Raw genomic sequence first — 21,639 nt, 5'->3', positions numbered from 1 at the left:
ACCGCCTCACGCGGGACCGGTGCGGGATTCGTGAGGGGTGCGTGACGGGCGACGTGAGGGACGAGTGACCGGACGGGTCGGGCTTCGCGGGGATGCTGCGGGAACCTTCTGTGTTCACGCGGAGTTGCTGACTCAGTGTGCTCGAAGCCGTGTAGAAGTACGGGATTCGGGGAACCTTCTGGTCTCCGCTTGCGTTTCTGCTACGTGCACAGTGACATCGCGGTGACAGGGTGTGGCGACGGGCGGGGTGCGGCTACCATGACCGGCACAAGGACGGGCGGCGAAAGGGAGTCGTCCCCAGGGGCGGCGCCCGGTGCACATCCGGGGCGAGGAGGGCGGGCCATGGTGCAGAAGGCCAAGATCCTCCTGGTCGATGACCGGCCGGAGAATCTGCTGGCGCTGGAGGCCATCCTCTCCGCGCTCGATCAGACACTGGTGCGGGCATCGAGCGGGGAGGAAGCGCTCAAAGCGCTGCTCACTGACGACTTCGCGGTCATTCTGCTGGACGTCCAGATGCCGGGCATGGACGGCTTCGAGACCGCCGCGCACATCAAGCGGCGGGAGCGCACCCGGGACATCCCGATCATCTTCCTCACCGCGATCAACCACGGCCCGCACCACACGTTCCGTGGTTACGCGGCCGGCGCGGTCGACTACATCTCCAAGCCCTTCGACCCGTGGGTGCTGCGCGCGAAGGTCTCCGTGTTCGTCGAGCTCTACATGAAGAACTGCCAGCTGCGGGAGCAGGCGGCGCTGCTGCGGCTCCAGTTGGAGGGCGGCACCGGCGGCAAGGCGCCGGCGGCCGGCGAGTCGAAGGAGCCGGCGGGACTGCTCGCCGAGCTGTCCGCGCGGCTCGCCGCGGTCGAGGAGCAGGCCGAGGCGCTGTCCAAGCAGCTCGACGACGAGTCGGCGGACGCGGCGGCCGTCGCCACGGCGGCGCATCTCGAACGCAAACTCACCGGTTTGCGGCGGGCGCTGGACGCGCTGGAGCCGGGCGCCGGAAGCACGTCGTCGGTGCCCTCCCAGAACTGAGGCCCCGGCACGACCCAGTTGTGCGTGAGCACACGTCAGTTTCCTGTCCTCGCAAGGGCGACACGAACGGGTGAAGCACCTGCCACACGTGTCGGTCGTCGCCTCCACCGGTAACCTCACCTCTATGGCCTCACGTCCCTCCGCTGCCAAGAAGCAGCCCGCGAAGAAGGCGGCGGCTCCGGCGAAGAAGGCCGCCGCGAAGAAGGCTCCGGCGAAGAAGGCGCCCGCCAAGAAGGCCGCGGCGAAGAAGGCCGCGCCGCCTCCGAAGCCGGCGCCGAACCCGACCGGCGGCATCTACAAGCTCGTGCGCGCCGTCTGGCTGGGCCTGGCGCATGCCGTGGGCGCGGTGTTCCGCGGCATAGGGAACGGCGCGAAGAACCTCGACCCGGCACACCGCAAGGACGGCGTCGCGCTGCTGCTGCTCGGCCTCGCGCTGATCTGCGCGGCCGGCACCTGGTCGAACCTGCGCGGTCCGGTCGGCGACCTCGTCGAGATCATCGTGACCGGCGCCTTCGGCCGCCTGGACCTGCTCGTGCCGATACTGCTCGCGGTCATCGCCGCGCGGTTCATCCGGCACCCCGAGAAGCCCGAGGCCAACGGCCGGATCGTCATCGGCCTGTCCGCGCTCGTCATCGGCGTGCTCGGGCAGGTCCACATCGCGTGCGGCGCGCCCGCTCGCAGCGACGGCATGCAGGCCATAAGGGACGCCGGCGGGCTCATCGGCTGGGGCGCGGCGACTCCGCTGACGTACACCATGGGCGAGGTCCTCGCCGTACCGCTGCTCGTACTGCTCACCGTCTTCGGGCTGCTCGTCGTCACGGCCACACCGGTCAACGCCATTCCGCGGCGGCTGCGGGAGCTCGGCGTGCGGCTCGGGGTGGTGCACGACCCGGCCGGGGACGAGTTCGACGAGTTCTCCGCGGACGACGAGCGCTACGACGAGCAGTGGCGTGAGGCGCTGCCCGCGCGCTCGCGGAAGCGTGGTCAGACGCCCCAGGCGTACGACCCCGACAGCGCCGAGCAGGAGGCCCTCTCGCGGCGTCGTGGCCGCCCCAGGCGCTCCGCGGTGCCGCAGCCCGACATGGACCGGCAGATGGACGCCGTGGACGTCGCCGCGGCCGCTGCTGCCGCGCTCGACGGTGCGGTGCTGCACGGGATGCCGCCGTCGCCGATCGTCGCCGACCTCACCCAGGGGGTGAGTGTCGGGGACCGCGAGGACACGACGCCGACGCCGGTACCGACGCCGAGCCCCGTGCCGGCGCCTGCCGCCCGGCCCAAGCAGGAGAAGCTGAAGGTCGAGGTCGCGGATCTCACCAAGCCCGCGCCCGAGGCGCCCGACGACCTGCCCCCGCGCGCCGAGCAGCTCCAGCTGTCCGGGGACATCACGTACTCCCTGCCCTCGCTCGACCTCCTGGAGCGCGGCGGGCCCGGCAAGACGCGCAGCGCCGCCAACGACGCGGTCGTCGCCTCGCTTCAGAACGTCTTCATGGAGTTCAAGGTCGACGCGGCCGTCACCGGCTTCACGCGCGGGCCGACGGTCACGCGCTACGAGGTAGAGCTCGGCCCCGCCGTGAAGGTCGAGCGGATCACCGCGCTGACCAAGAACATCGCGTACGCCGTCGCCAGTCCCGACGTACGGATCATCTCGCCGATCCCCGGCAAGTCCGCGGTCGGCATCGAGATCCCCAACACCGACCGCGAGATGGTCAACCTCGGTGACGTGCTGCGGCTGGCCGCGGCGGCCGAGGACGACCATCCGATGCTGGTGGCGCTCGGCAAGGACGTCGAGGGCGGCTATGTGATGGCCAACCTCGCGAAGATGCCGCACGTGCTCGTCGCCGGAGCCACCGGTTCCGGTAAGTCGTCGTGCATTAACTGCTTGATCACTTCCATCATGGTCCGCGCGACCCCCGAGGACGTGCGGATGGTCCTGGTCGACCCCAAGCGCGTCGAGCTGACCGCGTACGAGGGCATTCCGCACCTGATCACGCCGATCATCACCAACCCCAAGCGGGCCGCCGAGGCGCTCCAGTGGGTCGTACGGGAGATGGATCTGCGCTACGACGACCTGGCGGCGTTCGGGTACCGGCACATCGACGACTTCAACCAGGCCATCCGCGACGGCAAGCTCAAGACGCCGGAAGGCAGCGAGCGGGAGCTGAAGACGTACCCGTATCTGCTGGTGATCGTCGACGAGCTCGCGGACCTGATGATGGTCGCGCCGCGTGACGTCGAGGACTCGATCGTGCGCATCACGCAGCTCGCGCGTGCGGCCGGCATCCACCTGGTGCTCGCCACGCAGCGGCCGTCGGTCGACGTCGTCACCGGTCTGATCAAGGCCAACGTGCCCTCGCGGCTCGCCTTCGCCACCTCGTCCCTTGCCGACTCCCGGGTCATCCTCGACCAGCCCGGCGCCGAGAAGCTGATCGGCAAGGGCGACGGGCTGTTCCTGCCGATGGGCGCGAACAAGCCCACCCGTATGCAGGGCGCCTTCGTCACCGAGGACGAGGTCGCGGCCGTCGTCCAGCACTGCAAGGACCAGATGGCGCCCGTCTTCCGGGACGACGTCACCGTGGGCACCAAGCAGAAGAAGGAGATCGACGAGGAGATCGGCGACGACCTGGACCTGCTGTGCCAGGCGGCCGAGCTGGTCGTCTCCACGCAGTTCGGATCGACGTCCATGCTCCAGCGCAAGCTGCGTGTCGGGTTCGCCAAGGCGGGGCGCCTGATGGACCTGATGGAGTCGCGGGGGATCGTCGGGCCGAGCGAGGGATCGAAGGCTCGTGACGTTCTTGTGAAGGCTGATGAGCTGGATGGCGTGCTCGCGGTGATCCGCGGGGAGGCTTAAGAGGACGTCACCTCCGGAAACGGGGCGCAAGGGTCACCTTGCGGACGGGTGGGCCGCTGATGGGTGTTCGATCGTGACTCACCCGTAAGGGATCATTGAGCAACCGTTTCCCTTCGGCGTACGTCAAGTTGAGGGAAGCGAAAAGCTGCTGCCCCACCATCGGCGTGTCCGGCCATACCGATGGCGTACAAAGTCCCACCGCCCGGTTGCCCCACCCTTTCGCACCCCCCCTAGACTGAACCCCCAGCACAGGTGGCTAAAACGCTCGAAAGGCGCCCCCGTGTCCATCGGCAACTCCCCTGAAGACGAGCGTCCGTTCGAAGACGACCGCGAGGAAGCCCGAATCTCCGTCGGCCGTGCCCTGAAGCAGGCACGTATCGCGGCCGGGCTGACCGTCGACGACGTCAGCAACGCCACCCGGGTCCGTATCGCCATCGTGCATGCCATCGAAGCGGACGACTTCGCCCCCTGCGGCGGGGACGTCTACGCCCGAGGCCACATCCGGACCCTGGCCAAGGCCGTACGCCTCGACCCGGCCCCCCTCCTCGCCCAGTACGACGCCGACCACGGCGGCCGTCCGGCGCCGACCCCGGCGGCCCCGCTGTTCGAGGCGGAACGCATCCGTCCCGAACGCCGCGGGCCCAACTGGACCGCGGCCATGGTCGCCGCGATCGTCGCCGTGATCGGGTTCGTCGGGTTCACCGCGTTCAAGGGCGACGACGAGGGCGGCAAGGCGCACGTCGCCGAGGGTTCCTCGCCCTCCGCCGGCAAGTCCGCCACGCCCACCCCGAAGAGCGAGAAGCCCGAGTCGCCGAAGCCGGACCCGTCCGACAGCGCCATCGCGGCCGCTCCCCAGGACAAGGTGACCGTCAAGGTCAGCGCCCCCGACGGCAAGAGCTGGATCTCCGCCAAGGACCACAACGGCCGGCTGCTGTTCGACGGTCTGCTCCAGCAGGGCGAGTCGAAGACCTTCCAGGACAGCGAGAAGATCAACCTCGTCCTCGGTGACGCCGGGGCGATCCAGCTGTACGTGAACGGCAAGAAGATCGACGACGACTGGGCGCCCGGCGCTGTGGAGCGCCTGACGTACACGAAGGGCGACCCGCAGGTCGGCTGAGGCTCGGAGCGTGCTCGACGGGGTTGGTGATCTTCACCAACCCCGTCGACGTTCGTTGTCGGTGGGACAAAGTAGTCTTGAGCCCATGCCTGAACGCCGTACCGTCGCACTCGTCACTCTTGGCTGCGCCCGTAACGAGGTGGACTCGGAGGAGCTCGCAGGCCGCTTGGAGGCGGACGGCTGGGACCTCGTGGAGGACGCCGCGGACGCGGACGTCGCCGTCGTCAACACCTGCGGCTTCGTCGACGCCGCCAAGAAGGACTCCGTCGACGCCCTCCTGGAGGCCAACGACCTCAAGGGACATGGCAGAACCCAGGCCGTCGTGGCGGTGGGCTGCATGGCCGAGCGGTACGGCAAGGACCTCGCCGAGGCCCTCCCCGAGGCCGACGGCGTGCTCGGCTTCGACGACTACGCCGACATCTCCGACCGTCTGCAGACCATCCTGTCCGGCGGCATCCACGCGGCCCACACCCCGCGCGACCGGCGCAAGCTGCTGCCGATCAGCCCGGCCGAGCGCCAGGAGTCGGCGGCCGAGGTGGCGCTGCCCGGGCACGGCCCCGTGGACCTTCCGGAAGGGCTCGCTCCGTCCTCCGGCCCGCGCGCGCCCCTGCGCCGTCGTCTGGACGGCTCCCCGGTGGCCTCGGTGAAGCTCGCCTCCGGCTGCGACCGGCGCTGCACGTTCTGCGCCATCCCGTCCTTCCGCGGCTCGTTCATCTCCCGGCGCCCCTCGGACGTGCTCAACGAGACGCGCTGGCTGGGCGAGCAGGGCGTCAAGGAGATCATGCTGGTCTCCGAGAACAACACGTCCTACGGCAAGGACCTGGGCGACATCCGCCTGCTGGAGTCGCTGCTGCCCGAGCTCGCCGAGGTCGACGGCATCGAGCGGGTGCGCGTCAGCTACCTCCAGCCGGCCGAGATGCGGCCCGGCCTCATCGACGTGCTGACGTCGACGCCCAAGGTCGTGCCCTACTTCGACCTGTCCTTCCAGCACTCCGCGCCCGGCGTGCTGCGCGCGATGCGCCGCTTCGGTGACACCGACCGCTTCCTGGAGCTGCTCGACACCATCCGGAGCAAGGCCCCGCAGGCGGGCGTGCGCTCCAACTTCATCGTGGGCTTCCCCGGCGAGAGCGAGGCCGATCTGGCCGAGCTGGAGCGTTTCCTCAACGGCGCGCGGCTGGACGCCATCGGCGTCTTCGGCTACTCCGACGAGGAGGGCACGGAAGCGGCCACGTACGACAACAAGCTCGACGAGGACGTCGTCGCCGAGCGGCTGGCACGTGTCTCCCGGCTCGCCGAGGAACTCGTCTCGCAGCGGGCCGAGGAGCGCGTGGGCGAGACCGTGCACGTGCTGGTGGAGTCCGTGGACGAGGAGGGCGTGTACGGGCGCGGTGCGCACCAGGCGCCGGAGACGGACGGCCAGGTGCTGCTCACGGGCGGCGAGGAGCTGAGCGTCGGCCGTATCGTCGAGGCGAAGGTGGTCGGTACCGAGGGTGTCGACCTGGTGGCCGAGCCGGTGACGGGCTCGCTCGCGTGTAGTGAGGAGGCGGGCAGATGACCGGAGTACCGGCATCCGCTGCGGGCGGCCCCTCCAAGACGGGTCATTCGCAGATGGGTGCGTCCGGTACCGACAGCGGTGGCAAGTCCGCGCGCGGCGGCAAGATCGCGGCCGCGGCCGTCAACCAGGCCAGCCTCTGGAACATCGCCAACATCCTGACGATGATCCGGCTGCTGCTGGTGCCGGGCTTCGTCGCGCTGATGCTGGCCGCCGGGGGACACGACCCCGCGTGGCGCTCGTTCGCCTGGGCCGCCTTCTCGATCGCCATGATCACCGACCTCTTCGACGGCCATCTGGCGCGCACCTACAACCTCGTCACCGACTTCGGGAAGATCGCCGACCCCATCGCCGACAAGGCGATCATGGGGGCGGCGCTGATCTGTCTGTCCGCGCTCGGCGACCTGCCGTGGTGGGTGACCGCGGTCATTCTCGGCCGGGAACTCGGGATCACGCTGCTGCGTTTCATCGTCATCCGGTACGGCGTCATCCCGGCGAGCCGCGGCGGCAAGCTGAAGACCCTCGCGCAGGGCATCGCGGTCGGGATGTACATCCTGGCGCTGACGGGGTGGCTGGCGACCGCGAGGTTCTGGGTGATGGCCGTGGCGGTCGTCCTGACCGTGGCGACCGGCCTCGACTATGTGAGACAGGCCATTGTGCTGCGCAGGCAGGGAATCGCCGAGCGCGAGGCGGCGTTGGAGGAGTCGGAAGCGTGAGTTCCCCGGCCACTGAAGTGGTGCGACTACTGACGGTGAAGGGCGAGACGCTCGCGGTCGCCGAGTCGCTCACCGGTGGATTGGTTGCGGCGGAAATCACAGCGGCTCCCGGGGCGTCCCAGGCCTTCCGCGGTTCGGTGACGGCCTACGCCACCGAACTGAAGCATGAACTGCTCGGTGTCGACGCCGACCTGCTGGCGGCGCATGGAGCGGTGGACCCGCAGGTCGCGGCCCAGATGGCGGCCGGTGTCCGCAAGGCGCTCGGCGCCGACTGGGGCATCGCGACCACGGGAGTCGCAGGACCGGACGAACAGGACGGAAAGCCCGTCGGAACGGTCTACGTGGCGGTCGACGGACCCGCTTCGGAGCTCTCCGATGGCGGGAAAGTCGCGTCGCTGCGGTTGAACGGCGACCGCGCGGAAATTCGTATGGAGAGTGTACGGAGCGTACTCGCACTGCTCCTTCAGGAGCTTGCGGGCGAACAGACCGGGAATGAGCGGGCACAGGATACGGAACGGAACGGGGGGTTTTGATGTTTGCAGCCCTGAGTGAACACGACATCGCTCCCCGCACGGCCGCGGCGCAAGGCGGTACGGTGGGGCGTGAAGGATGCGGCTACGCGGTCCGAGGAGGGAGCCACCGATGATTCTGCTCCGTCGCCTGCTGGGTGACGTGCTGCGTCGGCAGCGCCAACGCCAGGGCCGTACTCTGCGCGAAGTCTCCTCGTCCGCCCGAGTTTCACTCGGCTATCTCTCCGAGGTGGAGCGGGGGCAGAAGGAGGCTTCCTCCGAGCTGCTCTCCGCCATCTGCGACGCGCTGGACGTACGGATGTCCGAACTGATGCGGGAAGTGAGCGACGAGCTCGCCCTCGCCGAGCTGGCCCAGTCCGCTGCGGCCACCCCCAGCGAGCCCGTGCCCACGCCGGTACGTCCGATGCTGGGTTCCGTCTCGGTGACCGGTGTGCCACCGGAACGGGTGACCATCAAGGCGCCCGCCGAGGCAGTGGACGTCGTCGCCGCCTGAGCGTCACGCGCGTACGCCCTCGGGTTCCGCTCGAGGACGAGCTGACGATGCGCTGAGAAGCGCACGGCACTTCACGAAGTGCGCGAGGCCCCGGCCGGGTCTCTCCGGAACATCTGGAGAGGCGTCGGCCGGGGCTTTCGTGCATCGTGGGACGGGCGGGGCTCGGGGCCGTGTAGCCGTGTACAGGAATCGGAGCATGCGCATGTACGTCGTGAAGAGCCCGTTGTCCGACGCGGACCTGAAGACCGTGGCCGAGGCCCTGCAAGGGGCCCTCGTCGATCTGGTGGACCTCGCCCTCGTGGCGAAGCAGATCCACTGGAACGTGGTCGGGCCCCGGTTCCGGTCCGTGCATCTGCAACTCGACGAGGTCGTGGACATCGCACGCACCCACTCCGACACCGTCGCCGAGCGGGCCTCCGCGCTGGGCGTCCCGCCGGACGGGCGGGCGGCGACGGTGGCGGCGGGCAGCGGCATCGGGGCGGTGTCCGAGGGGTGGGTCAAGGACGCGGACGCGGTGGGGGCGCTGGTGGACGCGCTGGGCGCGGTGATCGGGCGGATGCGGGAGCGAGTGGCGGCGACCGGGGATGCCGACCCGGTCAGCCAGGACCTCTTCATCGGGATCACGGCGGATCTGGAGAAGCATCACTGGATGTTCCAGGCCGAGAACGGGTGAGGCGGGGGCTGGGGGTGCCTCGGTGTGCCCTTGGTGCGCCCTGTCGGTGGGTGGGGCAGGGGTCTAGCGTCGGGTCCCGTGGTTTTGCCGGGTGCCTTGGGGGCTTCGGGTTCTGCGGGCTGGAGGTGGGGTCGTGGGCCGTCCGATAGCGCGGTGGGGGGTGGCCGTCACGCTGGGCGTGCTGTGGTGGTGGGCCGTGCTGCGGCTGGCGCTGGCCTCCGATACAGGGGCGCTGGAGGGTGCCGTCGCCGCCGGCGGGTGGGGGCTGAGCCTGCTGCCGGTGCACTGTGTGCCGAGGGGGCGGGCGGCCGGGGCGCTCGCTGTGGGGCGGTGGCGGGCGGCCTGGCGGGGTGCGGCGGCGCAGGTCGCCCCGGGCGCCGTCACCACGGCATCGCCACTCCGCCGTTCGGACGGAGGATCTGGCCCGTCGTGAAGGACGCGGCGTCGGACGCCAGGTACAGCACGGCGTGGGCGACCTCGTGGGACTGACCTACCCGGCCCAGGGGTGACATACGGGCCATCAGCGCCTCGGTCCGCTCCTGGTCCTCGCCGTGGCGGTCGGTCATCGGCGTGCGGATCCAGCCCGGGGCGACGGCGTTGACCCGGATGCCGTGCCGGCCGACCTCGGTCGCCAGGGTCTTCGTCAGCTGTACGACGGCCGCCTTGGCCGCGCCGTAGGCGAGCAGGCCGGGGCCGCCGGTGTCGACGGCGCCCGAGGCCATGGTGACGATGCTGCCCCGGGTGCCCCGGGCGATCATGAGGCGGGCTGCCTCCTGGCAGGCGTACAGCACTCCCTTGAAGTTGACGTTCAGTACCCGGTCGAGATCCTCGTCCGCCGTCTCCAGGACCGGGCTGCTGTGCATGATGCCGGCGATCGCGGCCAGCACGTCCAACTCCCCGCAGGAGGCGATGGCTTCGCGGAGCTGCTCCCGGTCCGTCACGTCGAGGTGGTGGGTGCGGGCGGTGCCGCCCGCGTCCTTGATCAAGGTCGCCGTCTTGTGCAGGCCCTGTGCGTCGCGGTCGGCGCAGTGCACGGTGGCGCCCGCCTCGGCGAGCAGGACCGCGGAGGCGCGGCCGATACCGCCGGCGGCGCCGGTGACGAAGGCGGTGCGTCCGGTGAGGTCGTACGCGCTGACGGTCATGTGGGGACGGTACGAGGGTTTCTGACGGGTCGTCAATTAGTCGTACGGTGTGGGGTTCCGGGGCGTGGGGAGGGGCCCGGGGCCGGTCCCCGCTGGCATGCCGGGCACCAGTAGGTGGGGCGTTCGCGGGTGCCGTCGCCCTGGTTGGCGAGGCGGATGGGGGTGCGGCAGCGGAGGCAGGGGGTGCCGGCGCGGCCGTAGACGAAGAGGTCGTGGCCGTGGCGACCCGTGGTGGTGCGGACCGGGCGGTCGCGGTTGGCCTCGAGGAGCTTCTTGGCGAGGGCGGGGAGCTTGGCGGCGCGGTCGGCGGGGAGCTCGCCCACGGGAAGCCAGGGGGTCACGCCCAGCAGGAAGCAGAGCTCGCTCTTGTAGACATTGCCGATTCCGGCGAGGTTGCGCTGGTCGAGGAGGGCCTCGCCGAGGGGGCGGGCGGGGTCGGCGAGGAGGTTGGCGAGGGCGCGGTCGCGGTTCCAGTCCGGGCCCAGGAGGTCGGGACCGAGGTGGCCGACGACGCGGTCCTCGTCGGACGTGCGGAGGAGTTCCAGGACGGGGAGGCGGTAGCCGACGGCTGTCTTGTCGGCGTTGCCGAGGATCGCGCGGATCTGGTGGGTGGGGCCGCCGGTCCAGCGGCGGCCGTTCGCGTAGACCTTCCAGGAGCCGTCCATCTTGAGGTGCGAGTGGAGGGTCAGGCCGCCCTCGATGCGGGTCAGGAGGTGTTTGCCGCGCGGGGTGACGTCCAGGACGGTGCGGCCGGTGAGGTCCGCTGTCGCGAACTTGGGGACGCGGAGGTCGCTGCGGGTGAGGGTCTGGCCGGCGAGGGCGTTGTGGAGGCGGGTCGCTGTCTGCCAGACGGTGTCTCCTTCGGGCATGGGTCAAGGGTGGCACGGGGTGGTGGGTGGGCGCCTAAAGGGTTGGGGGCTGCTGTTGTGCGGCGGGTGCGGGTTGTCGCTGGCTGGTCGCGCAGTTCCCCGCGCCCCTAGGGGCGTCCAGTCGGCGTCGATCAGTGTCTTAGGCGCGTAGGCGTAGGCCTCGTGGGGTGGCGATGAAGCCTGCCCCCTCCAGGAGGATGCCGAGGGCGGAGGTCAGGGCCGAGACGCCGTTGATGCGTTCCACGGTGACTGTGCCCAAGGAGCCGGCTCGGGCGGCTGCCGCCAGGGCGTCGGCTGCTGCCTGGAGGCGGGGGTCGTCGGAGGGTTTGGTGTCCGGGTCCTCGGGCCAGGCCAGGAGGGTCTTGCCGCCGCGCTCCATGTAGAGCGTCAGCTCGCCGTCGACCAGGACCACCAGGGAGCCCGCCTTGCGGCCCGCCTTGTGTCCGGCGCCGGTCGGGGGCTCGGGCCAGGGGAGGGCGGCGCCGTACGCGTTCGCCGGGTCGGCGGCGGCCAGGACGACGGCTCGGCTGTCGGGGGAGGGGCGGTCGCGGCGGTGGGGGGCGCGCGCGGGGGCGCGAAGGTCGCGGGGGGAGACGTAGTGGTCGCGTGAGGTGGGGGCCTGGGCCGGAGGCAGCGGGTCGTAGGTGTCGTCGAGGCCCAGGGGGGCCTGGTCCCCGTTGGTCTGCCAGAAGTCGGCGCCGGGGTCTGGAGCGCTGAAGTCGGCGTACGTGGTGAAGTCGTCGGCCGCCGGGGCTGTGGCGTCGGTCTGGCCCCGTTCGCGGGCGTTCGCCACCGCGCGGAGGCGGTCCACCGCGCCGTCCATCGCGAACTGGGCGGCGCCGAGACCCTCCACCACATAGCCGCGGCGGGCCTGACCGGTCTCCTCGAAGGCGGACAGGATGCGGTACGTCGCCGAGAAGCCGCCCTCGACGCCCTCCGCCGAGACTGCGCCCCGGGTCACCACGCCGTGCCGGTCGAGGAGGGTGCGGGCCAGGGCGTGGGCGCGCAGGGTGGGGTCGGGCTCGCGGACGGGCAGCAGGGACCAGCGGCCGGCGACGGTGGGCGGACCGGTGCGGGACGTAGGGCGGGCGGCGGCCGTGAGGGAGCCGTAGCGGCCGCGCGGGATCGTGCGCTTGGCACGGTGGGCCGTGGAGCCCGCCGTGCGACCCGAGCCCAGCAGGGAGCGCATGGGGGTGAGGGTGTCGTTCGTGAGACGGCCGGACCAGGCCAGGTCCCAGACGGCGTCGGCGAGTTGGGGGTCGGTGGCGTCGGGGTGGGTGGTCGCGCGGACCTGGTCGGCGATCTGGCGGAAGAACAGGCCGTAGCCGCCGGAGAGGGCGGTCAGGACGGACTCGTGGAGGGCCGTCAGTTCCAGGGGGTGCGGGGGCGGCAGGAGGAGGGGGGCCGCGTCCGCGAGGTAGAGGGAGACCCAGCCGTCCTTGCCGGGCAGGGAGCCCGCTCCGGCCCACACCACCTCGCCGGCGGAGGTGAGTTCGTCGAGCATCGCCGGGGTGTAGTTCGCCACCCGGGACGGCAGGACCAGCTTCTCCAGTGCGGAGGCGGGCACGGACGCGCCCTGCAACTGCTCCACGGCGCGCACCAGGCCGTCGATGCCACGCAGTCCGTGCCCCTTGCCGATGTGCTGCCACTGAGGGAGGAACTGGGCCAGCGCGGGCGGCGGCACCGGCTCGAGTTCATGGCGCAGGGCTGCCAGGGAGCGGCGACGGAGGCGGCGGAGCACTGCGGCGTCGCACCACTCCTGGCCGATGCCCGCCGGGTGGAACTCCCCTTGGACGACACGGCCGTTCGCGGCGAGGCGCTGCAACGCGCCCTCCGTGACCGCCACGCCCAGACCGAAGCGGGCCGCCGCGGTCGCCGAGGTGAACGGGCCGTGGGTGCGGGCGTAGCGCGCGAGGAGGTCGCCCAACGGGTCCTTGACCGGCTCGGTGAAGGCCTCCGGGACGCCGACCGGCAGCGCGGTGCCCAGCGCGTCGCGCAGCCGTCCCGCGTCCTCGACCGCCGCCCAGTGGTCGGTGCCGGCGATACGGACCCGGATGGCGCGGCGGGCGTTGGCGAGGTCCTGCGCCCACTGCGGCTCCGCGCCCCGCTCGGCCAACTCCGCTTCCGTGAGCGGGCCGAGGAGGCGGAGGAGGTCCGCGACGCCTTCGGCGTCCTTCGCGCGGCGGTCCTCGGTGAGCCACTGGAGCTCCCGCTCCAGCTCCGTCAGGACCTCGGCGTCCAGCAGCTCGCGCAGCTCCGCCTGGCCGAGCAGCTCCGCCAGCAGACGGGAGTCGAGGGACAGGGCCGCGGCGCGGCGCTCGGCGAGCGGGGAGTCTCCCTCGTACAGGAACTGGGCGACGTAACCGAAGAGGAGGGAGCGGGCGAAGGGGGAGGGCTCGGGGGTGGTGACCTCGACGAGGCGGACCTTGCGGGACTCCAGGTCGCCCATCAGCTCGGTGAGTCCGGGGACGTCGAAGACGTCCTGGAGGCACTCGCGGACCGCCTCCAGGACGATCGGGAACGAGCCGTACTCGCTGGCCACCTCCAGGAGTTGCGAGGCGCGCTGGCGCTGCTGCCACAGTGGGGTGCGCTTGCCGGGGTTGCGGCGGGGGAGGAGCAGGGCGCGGGCGGCGCATTCGCGGAACCGGGAGGCGAACAGGGCGGAGCCGCCGACCTGGTCGGTGACGATCTGGTCGACCTCGCCCTTGTCGAAGACGACGTCCGCCGCGCCGACCGGGGCCTGGTCGGCGTCGTACTCCGTGCCGAGTTTCATCGGTTCCTGGTCCAGCAGGTCCAGGCCCATCAGGTCGGCGTCGGGGAGGCGGAGGACGATGCCGTCGTCGGCGTGCATCACCTGGGCGTCCATGCCGTAGTGCTCGGAGAGCTTGGCGCCGAGGGCGAGGGCCCAGGGGGCGTGCACCTGGGCGCCGAAGGGGGAGTGGACGACGACGCGCCAGTCGCCGAGTTCGTCGCGGAAGCGTTCCACGACGATCGTGCGGTCGTCGGGGATGTGGCCGCAGGCCTCGCGTTGTTCGTCGAGGTACGCGAGGACGTTGTCCGCCGCCCAGGTGTCAAGGCCCGCTGCCAGGAGGCGGGGGCGGGCCTTCTCCTTGGGCATCGAGCCCACTTCCCGGAGGAACGCGCCGACCGCGCGGCCGAGTTCGAGCGGGCGGCCCAGCTGGTCGCCCTTCCAGAACGGCAGCCGACCCGGGACGCCCGGGGCCGGGGAGACCAGGACGCGGTCGCGCGTGATGTCCTCGATGCGCCAGGAGCTGGTGCCGAGCGTGAAGACGTCGCCCACGCGCGACTCGTAGACCATCTCCTCGTCCAGCTCGCCGACCCTTCCGCCGCCCTTCTTGGGATCGGCGCCGGCGAGGAAGACGCCGAAGAGGCCGCGGTCCGGGATGGTGCCGCCGGAGGTGACGGCGAGGCGCTGGGCGCCGGGGCGGCCGGTGATGGTTCCGGCGACGCGGTCCCAGACGACCCGGGGGCGCAGTTCCGCGAAGGCGTCCGACGGGTAGCGGCCCGCGAGCATGTCGAGGACCGCGGTGAAGGCCGACTCCGGGAGCGAGGCGAAGGGGGCCGCGCGGCGGACCGTGGCGAGCAGGTCGTCGAGCTGCCAGGTGTCCAGCGCCGTCATCGCGACCAACTGCTGGGCCAGGACGTCCAGGGGGTTCGCGGGGACCTTGAGGGACTCGATGGAGCCGGTGCGCATCCGCTCGGTGACGACCGCGGCCTGGACCAGGTCGCCGCGGTACTTCGGGAAGACCACGCCGGTGGAGACCGCGCCGACCTGGTGGCCCGCGCGGCCCACGCGTTGCAGGCCGGAGGCCACGGAGGGGGGTGATTCGACCTGGACGACCAGGTCGACCGCGCCCATGTCGATGCCGAGTTCGAGGCTGGAGGTCGCGACCACCGCGGGGAGGCGGCCTGCCTTGAGGTCTTCCTCGACCAGGGCGCGCTGTTCCTTGGAGACCGAGCCGTGGTGGGCTCGGGCGATGACCGGAGGTGCGCCCTGGGCGGCCCCTGAGCCGCCCATCAGCTCGGCGGGGGCGTGGTGTTCCGCCAGGGGTTCGCCGGTCGCGCGTTCGTAGGCGATCTCGTTGAGGCGGTTGCAGAGGCGTTCCGCGAGGCGGCGGGAGTTGGCGAAGACGATGGTCGAGCGGTGGGCCTGGACGAGGTCGGTGATGCGCTCCTCGACGTGCGGCCAGATGGAGGGGCGTTCCGCGCCCTCGGTGCCGTCCGCCACGGGGGAGCCGCCTAGTTCGCCGAGGTCCTCCACGGGGACCACTACCGAGAGGTCGAACTCCTTGCCCGACTTCGGCTGGACGATCTCCACCTTGCGGCGCGGAGAGAGGTAGCGGGCGATCTCGTCGACCGGGCGGACGGTCGCGGAGAGGCCGATGCGGCGGGCCGGCTTCGGGAGGAGCTCGTCCAGGCGCTCCAGGGAGAGGGCGAGGTGGGCGCCTCGCTTGGTGCCCGCTACGGCGTGGACCTCGTCGAGGATCACTGTTTCGATGCCGGTCAGCGCGTCGCGGGTGGCCGACGTCAGCATCAGGAACAGGGACTCGGGGGTGGTGATCAGGATGTCCGGGGGGCGGGTGGACAGTGCGCGGCGCTCCGCTGGCGGTGTGTCGCCGGAGCGGATGCCGACCTTCACCTCGGGTTCGGGCAGGCCGAGGCGTACGGATTCCTGGCGGATGCCGGTGAGGGGGCTGCGGAGGTTGCGCTCCACGTCCACCGCGAGGGCCTTCAGCGGGGAGACGTAGAGGACTCGGCAGCGCTTCCTGGGGTCGGCGGGTGGGGGTGTGGAGGCCAGGTCGTCCAGGGCGGCCAGGAAGGCGGCGAGGGTTTTGCCGGAGCCGGTGGGGGCTACCACCAGGACGTCCGAGCCCTCTCTGATGGCCGTCCATGCGCCTGCCTGGGCCGCGGTGGGCGCGTCGAAGGCTCCCGTGAACCAGCCGCGGGTTGCGGGGGAGAAGCCGTCCAGGGCTCGGTGTGTGGAGCTGACCATGCGTCCATCCTGCACCCGGGGACTGACAACGGCTGGTGAGCTGGGGATTCGTGCGGGCTCGTGGGGGTTCGCCTTGTGCGCGGGTGGTGCGTTGTGGGTCGGGGCCGCGCCGGGGGGTGTCCGTCCTCGGAACGGCGCGGAATCGGGCAGCTATAACAGGGCTCCCGTGTTGACGCGCCAACCGCTGCGGGCGGACACCCCCCGACACGTCCCCTTCCCGCCGTCGCGCGGTGCGGGTCCGTGCCCGTCCCCGGCTTGCGCACTGCGGGTCCGCGGTTGGCGGAGAATGGTTCGTATGGCAGGTTCGGGTGAGCGGGCGCGGCATTGGCGGTATGCCGAGTTGCCCGGGGTCGATCTGTTGCGCGCTCGGTATGTGCGGAAGAACTTTGTGCGGCACACCCATGAGAGCTTCGTGATCGCTGCCATCGCGGACGGGGTCGAGGTCTTTCACTATCGGGGTGCTGATCGGTACGCGGGGGCCGGGGCGCTTGCTCTCGTCAATCCGGATACCGCGCACACCGGGCGGGCGGGGGTGCCCGAGGGGTGGCGGTACGGGGCCGTGTATCCGTCGCGTGAGGTGGTGGCCGGGATCGCTGCCGAGACCACGTCGATTCGGGGGACCCCGGGGTTCGTCGATCCGGTTCTTGATGATCCGTACGCAGTCGGGCTGGTGCATCAGGTGTTGCGGGCCGCTGACGAGGGCAACGCGCTGGCCGCCGATACCTTGCTGCGGGTCGCCGTGACCCGGTTGCTGCGGCTCAACGGTGGGGTCCTGCCGCGGCGGGAGGTGCGGTCGGCGGGGGCTCGGGTGGCTGTACGCGCGCGTGACGTGCTGGAGGAGCGGATGGCCGAGCCGCCGAGCCTGGAGGCGCTGGCTCAGGAACTTGGTGTCGGGTCGTTCGCGTTGTTGCGGGCCTTTCGGGAGCTGTACGGGATGCCGCCGCATGCCTGGCTCACCGACGCGCGCGTGCGGCGGGCTCGGCTGTTGCTGGACGGGGGTACGTCGCCGGGGGAGGCCGCGCTGGCTGTGGGGTTCAGTGATCAGCCGCATCTGAATCGGCATTTTTCGCGGATCGTCGGGGTGCCGCCCGGGGCGTACCAGCGTGAGCGCAAGAACGTACAAGACGTTCGGACGGGGTCTCGTCTAGCGTCCGATGGGTGGGAGAACAGACAGCTTTCGTGGACATAGCCGCCGGTGACGGCCGGAAGGCGGATGCCGCCGTCGTACGGGACGCCCTCGGAGTCGGGGTCGCCGTGGGACTCTCCGGGTTCGCCTTCGGCGTGACCGCGGCGGGGAGTGGGCTCACCCTGCTCCAGACGTGTGCGCTCAGCCTTCTGGTGTTCACCGGCGCATCTCAATTTGCGCTGGTGGGGGCGCTGGCCGCCGGTGGGAATCCGCTGACCGCGGCTGCCGGGGCCTTCTTCCTCGGGGTGCGCAATGCCTTCTACGGGCTTCGGCTGTCGCAGTTGCTGGCGCTTCCGCGCGCGGTGCGGCCGTTCGCCGCTCAGTGGGTGATCGATGAGACGGCGGCTGTCGCGCTGGCCCAGCGGGGGCTGCGGCAGGTGCGGATCGGGTTCGCGGTCACGGGGCTGAGTCTCTATGTGCTGTGGAATCTCACCACCCTGCTGGGCGCGCTCGGGGCCGAGGCCATCGGGGACACCGACGCCTGGGGGCTCGATGCCGCCGGGCCAGCTGTGTTCCTCGCGTTGCTCGCGCCGATGCTGAAGAGCGGCACCGAGCGTGCCGTCGCCGGGCTTGCCGTGCTGCTGGGGCTCGGGCTGCTGCCCGTGCTGCCAGCCGGGGTGCCGGTGCTCGCGGCCGCGCTCGCGGCTCCCGTGGTGCTGTGGGCCGAGGGCCGTCGGCAGGGCGGGCGGGAGGAGAGGTGAGCGTCTGGATCGCGATCGGCGTCACCGCCGTGGGCTGTTACGCCGTCAAGCTCGTCGGGCTGCTCGTTCCCGCGGGTGCTCTGGAGCGGCCGCTGGTGAAGCGGCTGGCCGCGCTGCTGCCGGTTGCCCTGCTGGCCGCTCTCACGGCCCAGCAGACCTTTGCCGACGGGCGGGAGCTGGTGCTGGACGCGCGGCTCGCCGGGGTTGCCGCGGCCGCGGTGGCGCTGTTGCTGCGTGCTCCCTTCCTGCTCGTCGTCGCGGTGGCCGTGGTGGTCACGGCGGGCGTACGGGCCATGGGCGGGTGAGCTCAGCCGATCGATCGGCCGTACGCCCTGAGGGTGCGCAGCGCCTCGATCGTCACCATGGGGCGGGCTTCCAGGGCGGTGCCGGGCGCCCACTGGCGCCAGCGGATCGGCCAGCCGCCGTCCTCCTGCTGCGCGGCTGCCAGGAAGTCCAGGGAGCGTTCCATCTCCTCGTCCGTGAACCACGCGCGCGCGAGCGAGTACGGCGTCCTGGCGTAGTCGTGCGGGAAGTGGTGCTCGCCCGGGGCGTAGCCCGGAGAGACCGGGTGGGTGTCCAGGTGCTCCGGGTCCAGGGCCGCGAGCCGGGTTTCGCGCACCAGGCGGCCCAGTCGGTCCGCGGCCGCCTCCGCGCGCGGGCGGTCGGGAGCGGCGTCCAGGAAGGCGACGGCGGCCTGGACCTCGTACGGGTGGGACTGGCGCAGGGACTCGACCGCGTGCCAGCAGAAGTCCGTGGCGCGGAACAGCCAGGCGTGCCACACCTCGTTGCGGTGCAGCAGACCGACGACCGGGCCGGTGGCGAGGAGCTCGCTGGGCGGGTCGTCCACGATCGTGATGAAGGGGGCCGTGGGATAGCCGCGCTGGCCGGGAAGGATCGCCGGCAGGGCGCCGTCCGCGGTGGAGACCGACGTCAGATAGCGGCACACGTGCTCCACCCGTCGGCCGCCGCAGCGTCCGATGGCGTCCAGGACGCGCAGGGCGTGCCCGGTGTGCAGGGGCTGGCTGACCGGGCCGCGCAGATCGGGCTCCAGGGCGTGGCCGTAACCGCCGTCCTCGTTGCGGTACGCGTCCAGCGCGGTCTCCACCGGGTCGGCGTCGCCGTTCAGGAAGTGGTGGGCGAAGAGGCGCTGTTCCAGCACGCGCGCGGTGAGCCAGACGAAGTGCTCGGCGCGGAAGAGCGGGGAGTGCGCCGGGGGCGTCGGGGGGAGTGGGGAAGCTCCTGTTTCGGCCATGCGTCAGACCGTAGGGCGGAAAGCGGTCTCGGCAAGCGGTCCCGGCCGAGGCCCACTCTCAGGGGCGGGATACTGGGGTCATGCGGTTGACGGTCTTCTGGCAGCGGATGGCGGACCATTTCGGTCCCGGGTACGACGACACCTTCGCGCGCGACCACGTCATGGCCGAGCTCGGCGGGCGCACGGTGTACGAGGCCCTGGACGCCGGCTGGGACGCCAAGGACGTGTGGCGTGTGGTGTGCACCGTCATGAACGTGCCGCAAGAGAAGCGTTGACGGGTCGTGAACGAGCCGAGGCCCGGGCACGCACCGGTCATGAACGTGCCACAGGTCGAGCGCTGACCGGTCACGAAGATCGCAGGGGGGCAGCGGATTGTCAGCGGCGTAGGCGAAACTTGCACCGTGGCACCCACTGACGAGACCGACGAGGTCCCCCAGCACGCGTCCCCGTTCGGCACGACGCCGCCCGCCCGGCCCCCGGCCGACGGCGTCGCCGGGGCGAACGCGCGCATGCCGCGCTGGCTGCCGCGTGCCGTGGTGCTCACCCTCGGCCTCTACGCCGCCTTCCAGCTGAGCACATGGGCGTTCCACCAGCTCACCGGGCTGCTGATCAACATCCTGATCGCGTTCTTCCTGGCCCTGGCCATCGAACCCGCGGTGAGCTGGATGGCCTCGCGTGGGATACGTCGGGGGGTCGGCACCTTCCTCGTCTTCCTCGCCGTGATGATCGTGTCCGCCGGGTTCATCACCCTGCTCGGGTCGATGCTCGCGGGGCAGATCATCAAGATCGTCGAGGACTTCCCCGACTACATCGACTCCGTCATCAGCTGGATCAACACGCACTTCCACACCGACCTGAAGCGGATCGACGTCCAGGAGGGCCTGCTCAAGTCCGACTGGCTGCGCAACTACGTGCAGAACAGCGCCACCGGTGTCCTCGACCTGTCCGCCCAGGTCATCGGGGGACTCTTCCAGCTGCTGACGATCACTCTGTTCTCGTTCTACTTCGCCGCGGACGGTCCGCGACTGCGCCGCGCGCTCTGCTCGGTCCTGCCGCCCGCCAAGCAGGCCGAGGTGCTGCGCGCCTGGGAGATCGCGGTCGACAAGACCGGCGGCTATCTGTACTCGCGCGGTGTGATGGCGCTGATCTCCGGCGTCGCCCACTACATCCTGCTCCAGGCGCTGGAAGTGCCCAACGCGCCCGTGCTCGCCGTCTGGGTGGGCCTGGTCTCGCAGTTCATCCCGACGATCGGCACATATCTCGCGGGCGCCCTGCCGATGCTGATCGCGTTCACGGTCGATCCCTGGTACGCGCTGTGGGTGCTGATCTTCGTCGTGGTCTACCAGCAGTTCGAGAACTATGTGCTCCAGCCCAAGCTGACCTCGAAGACCGTCGACGTCCACCCCGCCGTGGCCTTCGGCTCGGTCATCGCCGGCACCGCCCTCCTGGGCGCCGTCGGCGCCCTGATCGCCATCCCGGCGGTCGCCACGCTCCAGGCGTTCCTGGGGGCGTATGTGAAGCGGTACGACGTCACGGACGACCCGCGCGTGCACGGCCACCGGCGCCGGGTGTCGGAGGGGCTGTTCAGGCGCGCGCGTGACCTCTGGTCACGGAGACCCGGCGACCGGGACTCCGAGGACGGGGCCGGCTCCTAGACGGCGGACGGTGCCAGGTCGGTCACGAGCAGCCGGTAACCGACATCGATCGTCCCGAGCGTGAGCAGCTCGGCGTAGCGCGTCTGCCAGTGGCCGGTTCTCAGGTCGTCCGCGAGCCGGGTCAGCCCCGGCGCGAGCGTGTCGTCGCCGGTCTGGGCCAGCATGGAGACACCCGCGCGTACCTGTGGGTCGAGGTAGGCGTCCGGGCGGCGCCAGTACGCGGCGCCGAAGCCGTCGACGCAGTCGTGGGGGACGGGAACCGGTTCCTGGCGTCCGCCGCCGAGCAGGTCGAGCAGCTGGTCGACGGGGACGGCCCGGGTGTCGTCGTACGCGGCCACCTCCGGCAGGTAGTCGCGGACGAGCCAGAACCGCTCGCGGAAGACGTGCTGGTCCCATGTCAGGACGACGATGCGACGGCGGGCGACCCTGCGCAGTTCCCTGATCCCGGCGCTCAGGTCCGTCCAGTGGTGCACGGTCAGCAGGGCCATGACGGTGTCGGCGGCGTTGTCGCGCAGCGGCAGGTTCTCCGCCACGGCCTGCACGGCTCGCGCCGCTCCCGCCGGACGCTGGCTGATCATGACCTGGCTGGGCTCGACGGCGAGCACCGTCTGCGGGGGCTCGTAGGAACCGGCGCCCGCCCCGACGTTGACCACGTCCTGGGCGTCACCGAGCGCGGCGTGGATCTGCGCGGCGATGCGCGGATCAGGCCTGCGGGTCCGGGTGTAGGTCGCACCGAGCGTGTCGTAAGTGGCCATGACGGCAAGTATGGGAGGCGCGGAGTGCTGGACGCGCGGCCCGGGATCCCCGGGGCTGTCGGCTCCCGGACGTAGGCTCGGAAGTGCCGCGTGGTGCGCTTGAC

The 21,639-nt window shown here is 71.3% G+C and carries 19 protein-coding genes; 14 read left to right on the top strand and 5 right to left on the bottom strand.

Features of this window, described 5'->3' with window-relative positions; all coding sequences use genetic code 11:
- The first annotated feature begins 342 nt into the window (after positions 1 to 342).
- From IQ210_RS22275 to IQ210_RS22235, 9 genes are all read left to right on the top strand, one after another.
- Positions 343 to 1,032, top strand: a complete 690-nt coding sequence (locus IQ210_RS22275; RefSeq protein WP_097269627.1) for a response regulator — start codon at positions 343 to 345, stop codon at positions 1,030 to 1,032.
- A 124-nt stretch (positions 1,033 to 1,156) separates the two neighbouring features.
- Positions 1,157 to 3,880 carry a DNA translocase FtsK gene (locus IQ210_RS22270; protein WP_194080818.1) on the top strand — a complete coding sequence of 908 codons (2,724 nt, stop codon included), beginning with the start codon at positions 1,157 to 1,159 and terminating at the stop codon, positions 3,878 to 3,880.
- Between the two features lie 280 nt (positions 3,881 to 4,160).
- Positions 4,161 to 4,997, top strand: coding sequence for a helix-turn-helix domain-containing protein (locus IQ210_RS22265; protein ID WP_194080817.1), 837 nt, complete (start codon positions 4,161 to 4,163; stop codon positions 4,995 to 4,997).
- An 85-nt stretch (positions 4,998 to 5,082) separates the two neighbouring features.
- Positions 5,083 to 6,552, top strand: coding sequence for a 30S ribosomal protein S12 methylthiotransferase RimO (gene rimO, locus IQ210_RS22260; protein WP_194080816.1), 1,470 nt, complete (start codon positions 5,083 to 5,085; stop codon positions 6,550 to 6,552).
- Entirely contained in the window at positions 6,549 to 7,265 is a 717-nt protein-coding gene (gene pgsA / locus IQ210_RS22255; protein ID WP_194080815.1) for a CDP-diacylglycerol--glycerol-3-phosphate 3-phosphatidyltransferase, read from the top strand. The genes rimO and pgsA overlap by 4 nt, the downstream gene beginning before the upstream one ends.
- On the top strand, positions 7,262 to 7,798 hold the full coding sequence (locus IQ210_RS22250; protein WP_194080814.1) for a CinA family protein: 537 nt from the start codon (positions 7,262 to 7,264) through the stop codon (positions 7,796 to 7,798). The genes pgsA and IQ210_RS22250 overlap by 4 nt, the downstream gene beginning before the upstream one ends.
- 109 nt (positions 7,799 to 7,907) lie before the next feature.
- Complete coding sequence (locus tag IQ210_RS22245; protein WP_003993396.1) at positions 7,908 to 8,288, top strand: helix-turn-helix domain-containing protein; 381 nt, start codon at positions 7,908 to 7,910, stop codon at positions 8,286 to 8,288.
- 202 nt (positions 8,289 to 8,490) lie between these two features.
- Complete coding sequence (locus IQ210_RS22240; protein ID WP_194080846.1) at positions 8,491 to 8,961, top strand: Dps family protein; 471 nt, start codon at positions 8,491 to 8,493, stop codon at positions 8,959 to 8,961.
- A 133-nt stretch (positions 8,962 to 9,094) separates the two neighbouring features.
- Complete coding sequence (locus IQ210_RS22235) at positions 9,095 to 9,394, top strand: hypothetical protein (protein ID WP_194080813.1); 300 nt, start codon at positions 9,095 to 9,097, stop codon at positions 9,392 to 9,394.
- Here IQ210_RS22235 and IQ210_RS22230 read toward each other — a convergent pair.
- The 3 genes from IQ210_RS22230 to IQ210_RS22220 form a co-directional block, all read right to left on the bottom strand.
- On the bottom strand, positions 9,342 to 10,103 hold the full coding sequence (locus tag IQ210_RS22230; RefSeq protein WP_194080812.1) for an SDR family NAD(P)-dependent oxidoreductase: 762 nt from the start codon (positions 10,101 to 10,103) through the stop codon (positions 9,342 to 9,344). The genes IQ210_RS22235 and IQ210_RS22230 overlap by 53 nt on opposite strands.
- 32 nt (positions 10,104 to 10,135) lie before the next feature.
- Positions 10,136 to 10,972: an Fpg/Nei family DNA glycosylase gene (locus IQ210_RS22225; protein ID WP_194080811.1), complete on the bottom strand. Its 837-nt coding sequence runs from the start codon at positions 10,970 to 10,972 to the stop codon at positions 10,136 to 10,138.
- A gap of 139 nt (positions 10,973 to 11,111) precedes the next feature.
- Positions 11,112 to 15,986, bottom strand: coding sequence for an ATP-dependent helicase (locus IQ210_RS22220; RefSeq protein WP_194080810.1), 4,875 nt, complete (start codon positions 15,984 to 15,986; stop codon positions 11,112 to 11,114).
- 295 nt (positions 15,987 to 16,281) lie between these two features.
- Between IQ210_RS22220 and IQ210_RS22215 the strand changes: the two genes are divergently transcribed.
- Genes IQ210_RS22215 through IQ210_RS22205 form a run of 3 tightly spaced genes read left to right on the top strand, consistent with a single transcriptional unit; the run spans position 16,282 to position 18,178 of the window.
- Positions 16,282 to 17,175 carry a helix-turn-helix transcriptional regulator gene (locus IQ210_RS22215; protein WP_194080809.1) on the top strand — a complete coding sequence of 298 codons (894 nt, stop codon included), beginning with the start codon at positions 16,282 to 16,284 and terminating at the stop codon, positions 17,173 to 17,175.
- Positions 17,145 to 17,873 carry an AzlC family ABC transporter permease gene (locus IQ210_RS22210; RefSeq protein WP_322656446.1) on the top strand — a complete coding sequence of 243 codons (729 nt, stop codon included), beginning with the start codon at positions 17,145 to 17,147 and terminating at the stop codon, positions 17,871 to 17,873. Before IQ210_RS22215 ends, IQ210_RS22210 begins: the two co-directional genes overlap by 31 nt.
- Complete coding sequence (locus IQ210_RS22205; RefSeq protein WP_194080808.1) at positions 17,870 to 18,178, top strand: AzlD domain-containing protein; 309 nt, start codon at positions 17,870 to 17,872, stop codon at positions 18,176 to 18,178. The genes IQ210_RS22210 and IQ210_RS22205 overlap by 4 nt, the downstream gene beginning before the upstream one ends.
- Before the next feature lie 2 nt (positions 18,179 to 18,180).
- Here the strand turns inward: IQ210_RS22205 and IQ210_RS22200 are convergent, their stop codons facing one another.
- Entirely contained in the window at positions 18,181 to 19,125 is a 945-nt protein-coding gene (locus IQ210_RS22200; protein ID WP_194080807.1) for a prenyltransferase/squalene oxidase repeat-containing protein, read from the bottom strand.
- An 80-nt stretch (positions 19,126 to 19,205) separates the two neighbouring features.
- Between IQ210_RS22200 and IQ210_RS22195 the strand changes: the two genes are divergently transcribed.
- Together IQ210_RS22195 and IQ210_RS22190 are read left to right on the top strand one after the other, a co-directional pair.
- The gene (locus IQ210_RS22195) at positions 19,206 to 19,400 is read left to right on the top strand and encodes a DUF3046 domain-containing protein (protein WP_059198518.1); all 195 of its coding nucleotides are present in this window, start codon (positions 19,206 to 19,208) and stop codon (positions 19,398 to 19,400) included.
- 126 nt (positions 19,401 to 19,526) lie between these two features.
- Positions 19,527 to 20,780 (top strand): AI-2E family transporter, encoded by a 1,254-nt coding sequence (locus IQ210_RS22190; RefSeq protein WP_194080806.1) that lies wholly within the window; start codon positions 19,527 to 19,529, stop codon positions 20,778 to 20,780.
- Here IQ210_RS22190 and IQ210_RS22185 read toward each other — a convergent pair.
- Positions 20,777 to 21,535 carry a class I SAM-dependent methyltransferase gene (locus IQ210_RS22185; protein ID WP_194080805.1) on the bottom strand — a complete coding sequence of 253 codons (759 nt, stop codon included), beginning with the start codon at positions 21,533 to 21,535 and terminating at the stop codon, positions 20,777 to 20,779. The genes IQ210_RS22190 and IQ210_RS22185 overlap by 4 nt on opposite strands.
- Between the last annotated feature and the right edge of the window lie 104 nt (positions 21,536 to 21,639).

This window comes from Streptomyces justiciae (genome assembly GCF_015163075.1).
GTDB classification, from domain to species: domain Bacteria; phylum Actinomycetota; class Actinomycetes; order Streptomycetales; family Streptomycetaceae; genus Streptomyces; species Streptomyces justiciae.
The sequence above is the reverse complement of the archived record's forward strand: the minus strand, read 5'-3'. Positions and strand labels throughout refer to the sequence as shown.

Excerpts from the sequence above, each read along its gene's own strand:
- IQ210_RS22275 (WP_097269627.1), top strand. The coding sequence starts at position 343 with ATGGTGCAGAAGGCCAAGATCCTCCTGGTCGATGACCGGCCGGAGAAT.
- IQ210_RS22270 (WP_194080818.1), top strand. The coding sequence starts at position 1,157 with ATGGCCTCACGTCCCTCCGCTGCCAAGAAGCAGCCCGCGAAGAAGGCG.
- rimO (WP_194080816.1), top strand. The coding sequence starts at position 5,083 with ATGCCTGAACGCCGTACCGTCGCACTCGTCACTCTTGGCTGCGCCCGT.
- pgsA (WP_194080815.1), top strand. The coding sequence starts at position 6,549 with ATGACCGGAGTACCGGCATCCGCTGCGGGCGGCCCCTCCAAGACGGGT.
- IQ210_RS22245 (WP_003993396.1), top strand. The coding sequence starts at position 7,908 with ATGATTCTGCTCCGTCGCCTGCTGGGTGACGTGCTGCGTCGGCAGCGC.
- IQ210_RS22240 (WP_194080846.1), top strand. The coding sequence starts at position 8,491 with ATGTACGTCGTGAAGAGCCCGTTGTCCGACGCGGACCTGAAGACCGTG.
- IQ210_RS22230 (WP_194080812.1), bottom strand. The coding sequence starts at position 10,103 with ATGACCGTCAGCGCGTACGACCTCACCGGACGCACCGCCTTCGTCACC.
- IQ210_RS22225 (WP_194080811.1), bottom strand. The coding sequence starts at position 10,972 with ATGCCCGAAGGAGACACCGTCTGGCAGACAGCGACCCGCCTCCACAAC.
- IQ210_RS22220 (WP_194080810.1), bottom strand. The coding sequence starts at position 15,986 with ATGGTCAGCTCCACACACCGAGCCCTGGACGGCTTCTCCCCCGCAACC.
- IQ210_RS22215 (WP_194080809.1), top strand. The coding sequence starts at position 16,282 with ATGGCAGGTTCGGGTGAGCGGGCGCGGCATTGGCGGTATGCCGAGTTG.
- IQ210_RS22200 (WP_194080807.1), bottom strand. The coding sequence starts at position 19,125 with ATGGCCGAAACAGGAGCTTCCCCACTCCCCCCGACGCCCCCGGCGCAC.
- IQ210_RS22195 (WP_059198518.1), top strand. The coding sequence starts at position 19,206 with ATGCGGTTGACGGTCTTCTGGCAGCGGATGGCGGACCATTTCGGTCCC.
- IQ210_RS22185 (WP_194080805.1), bottom strand. The coding sequence starts at position 21,535 with ATGGCCACTTACGACACGCTCGGTGCGACCTACACCCGGACCCGCAGG.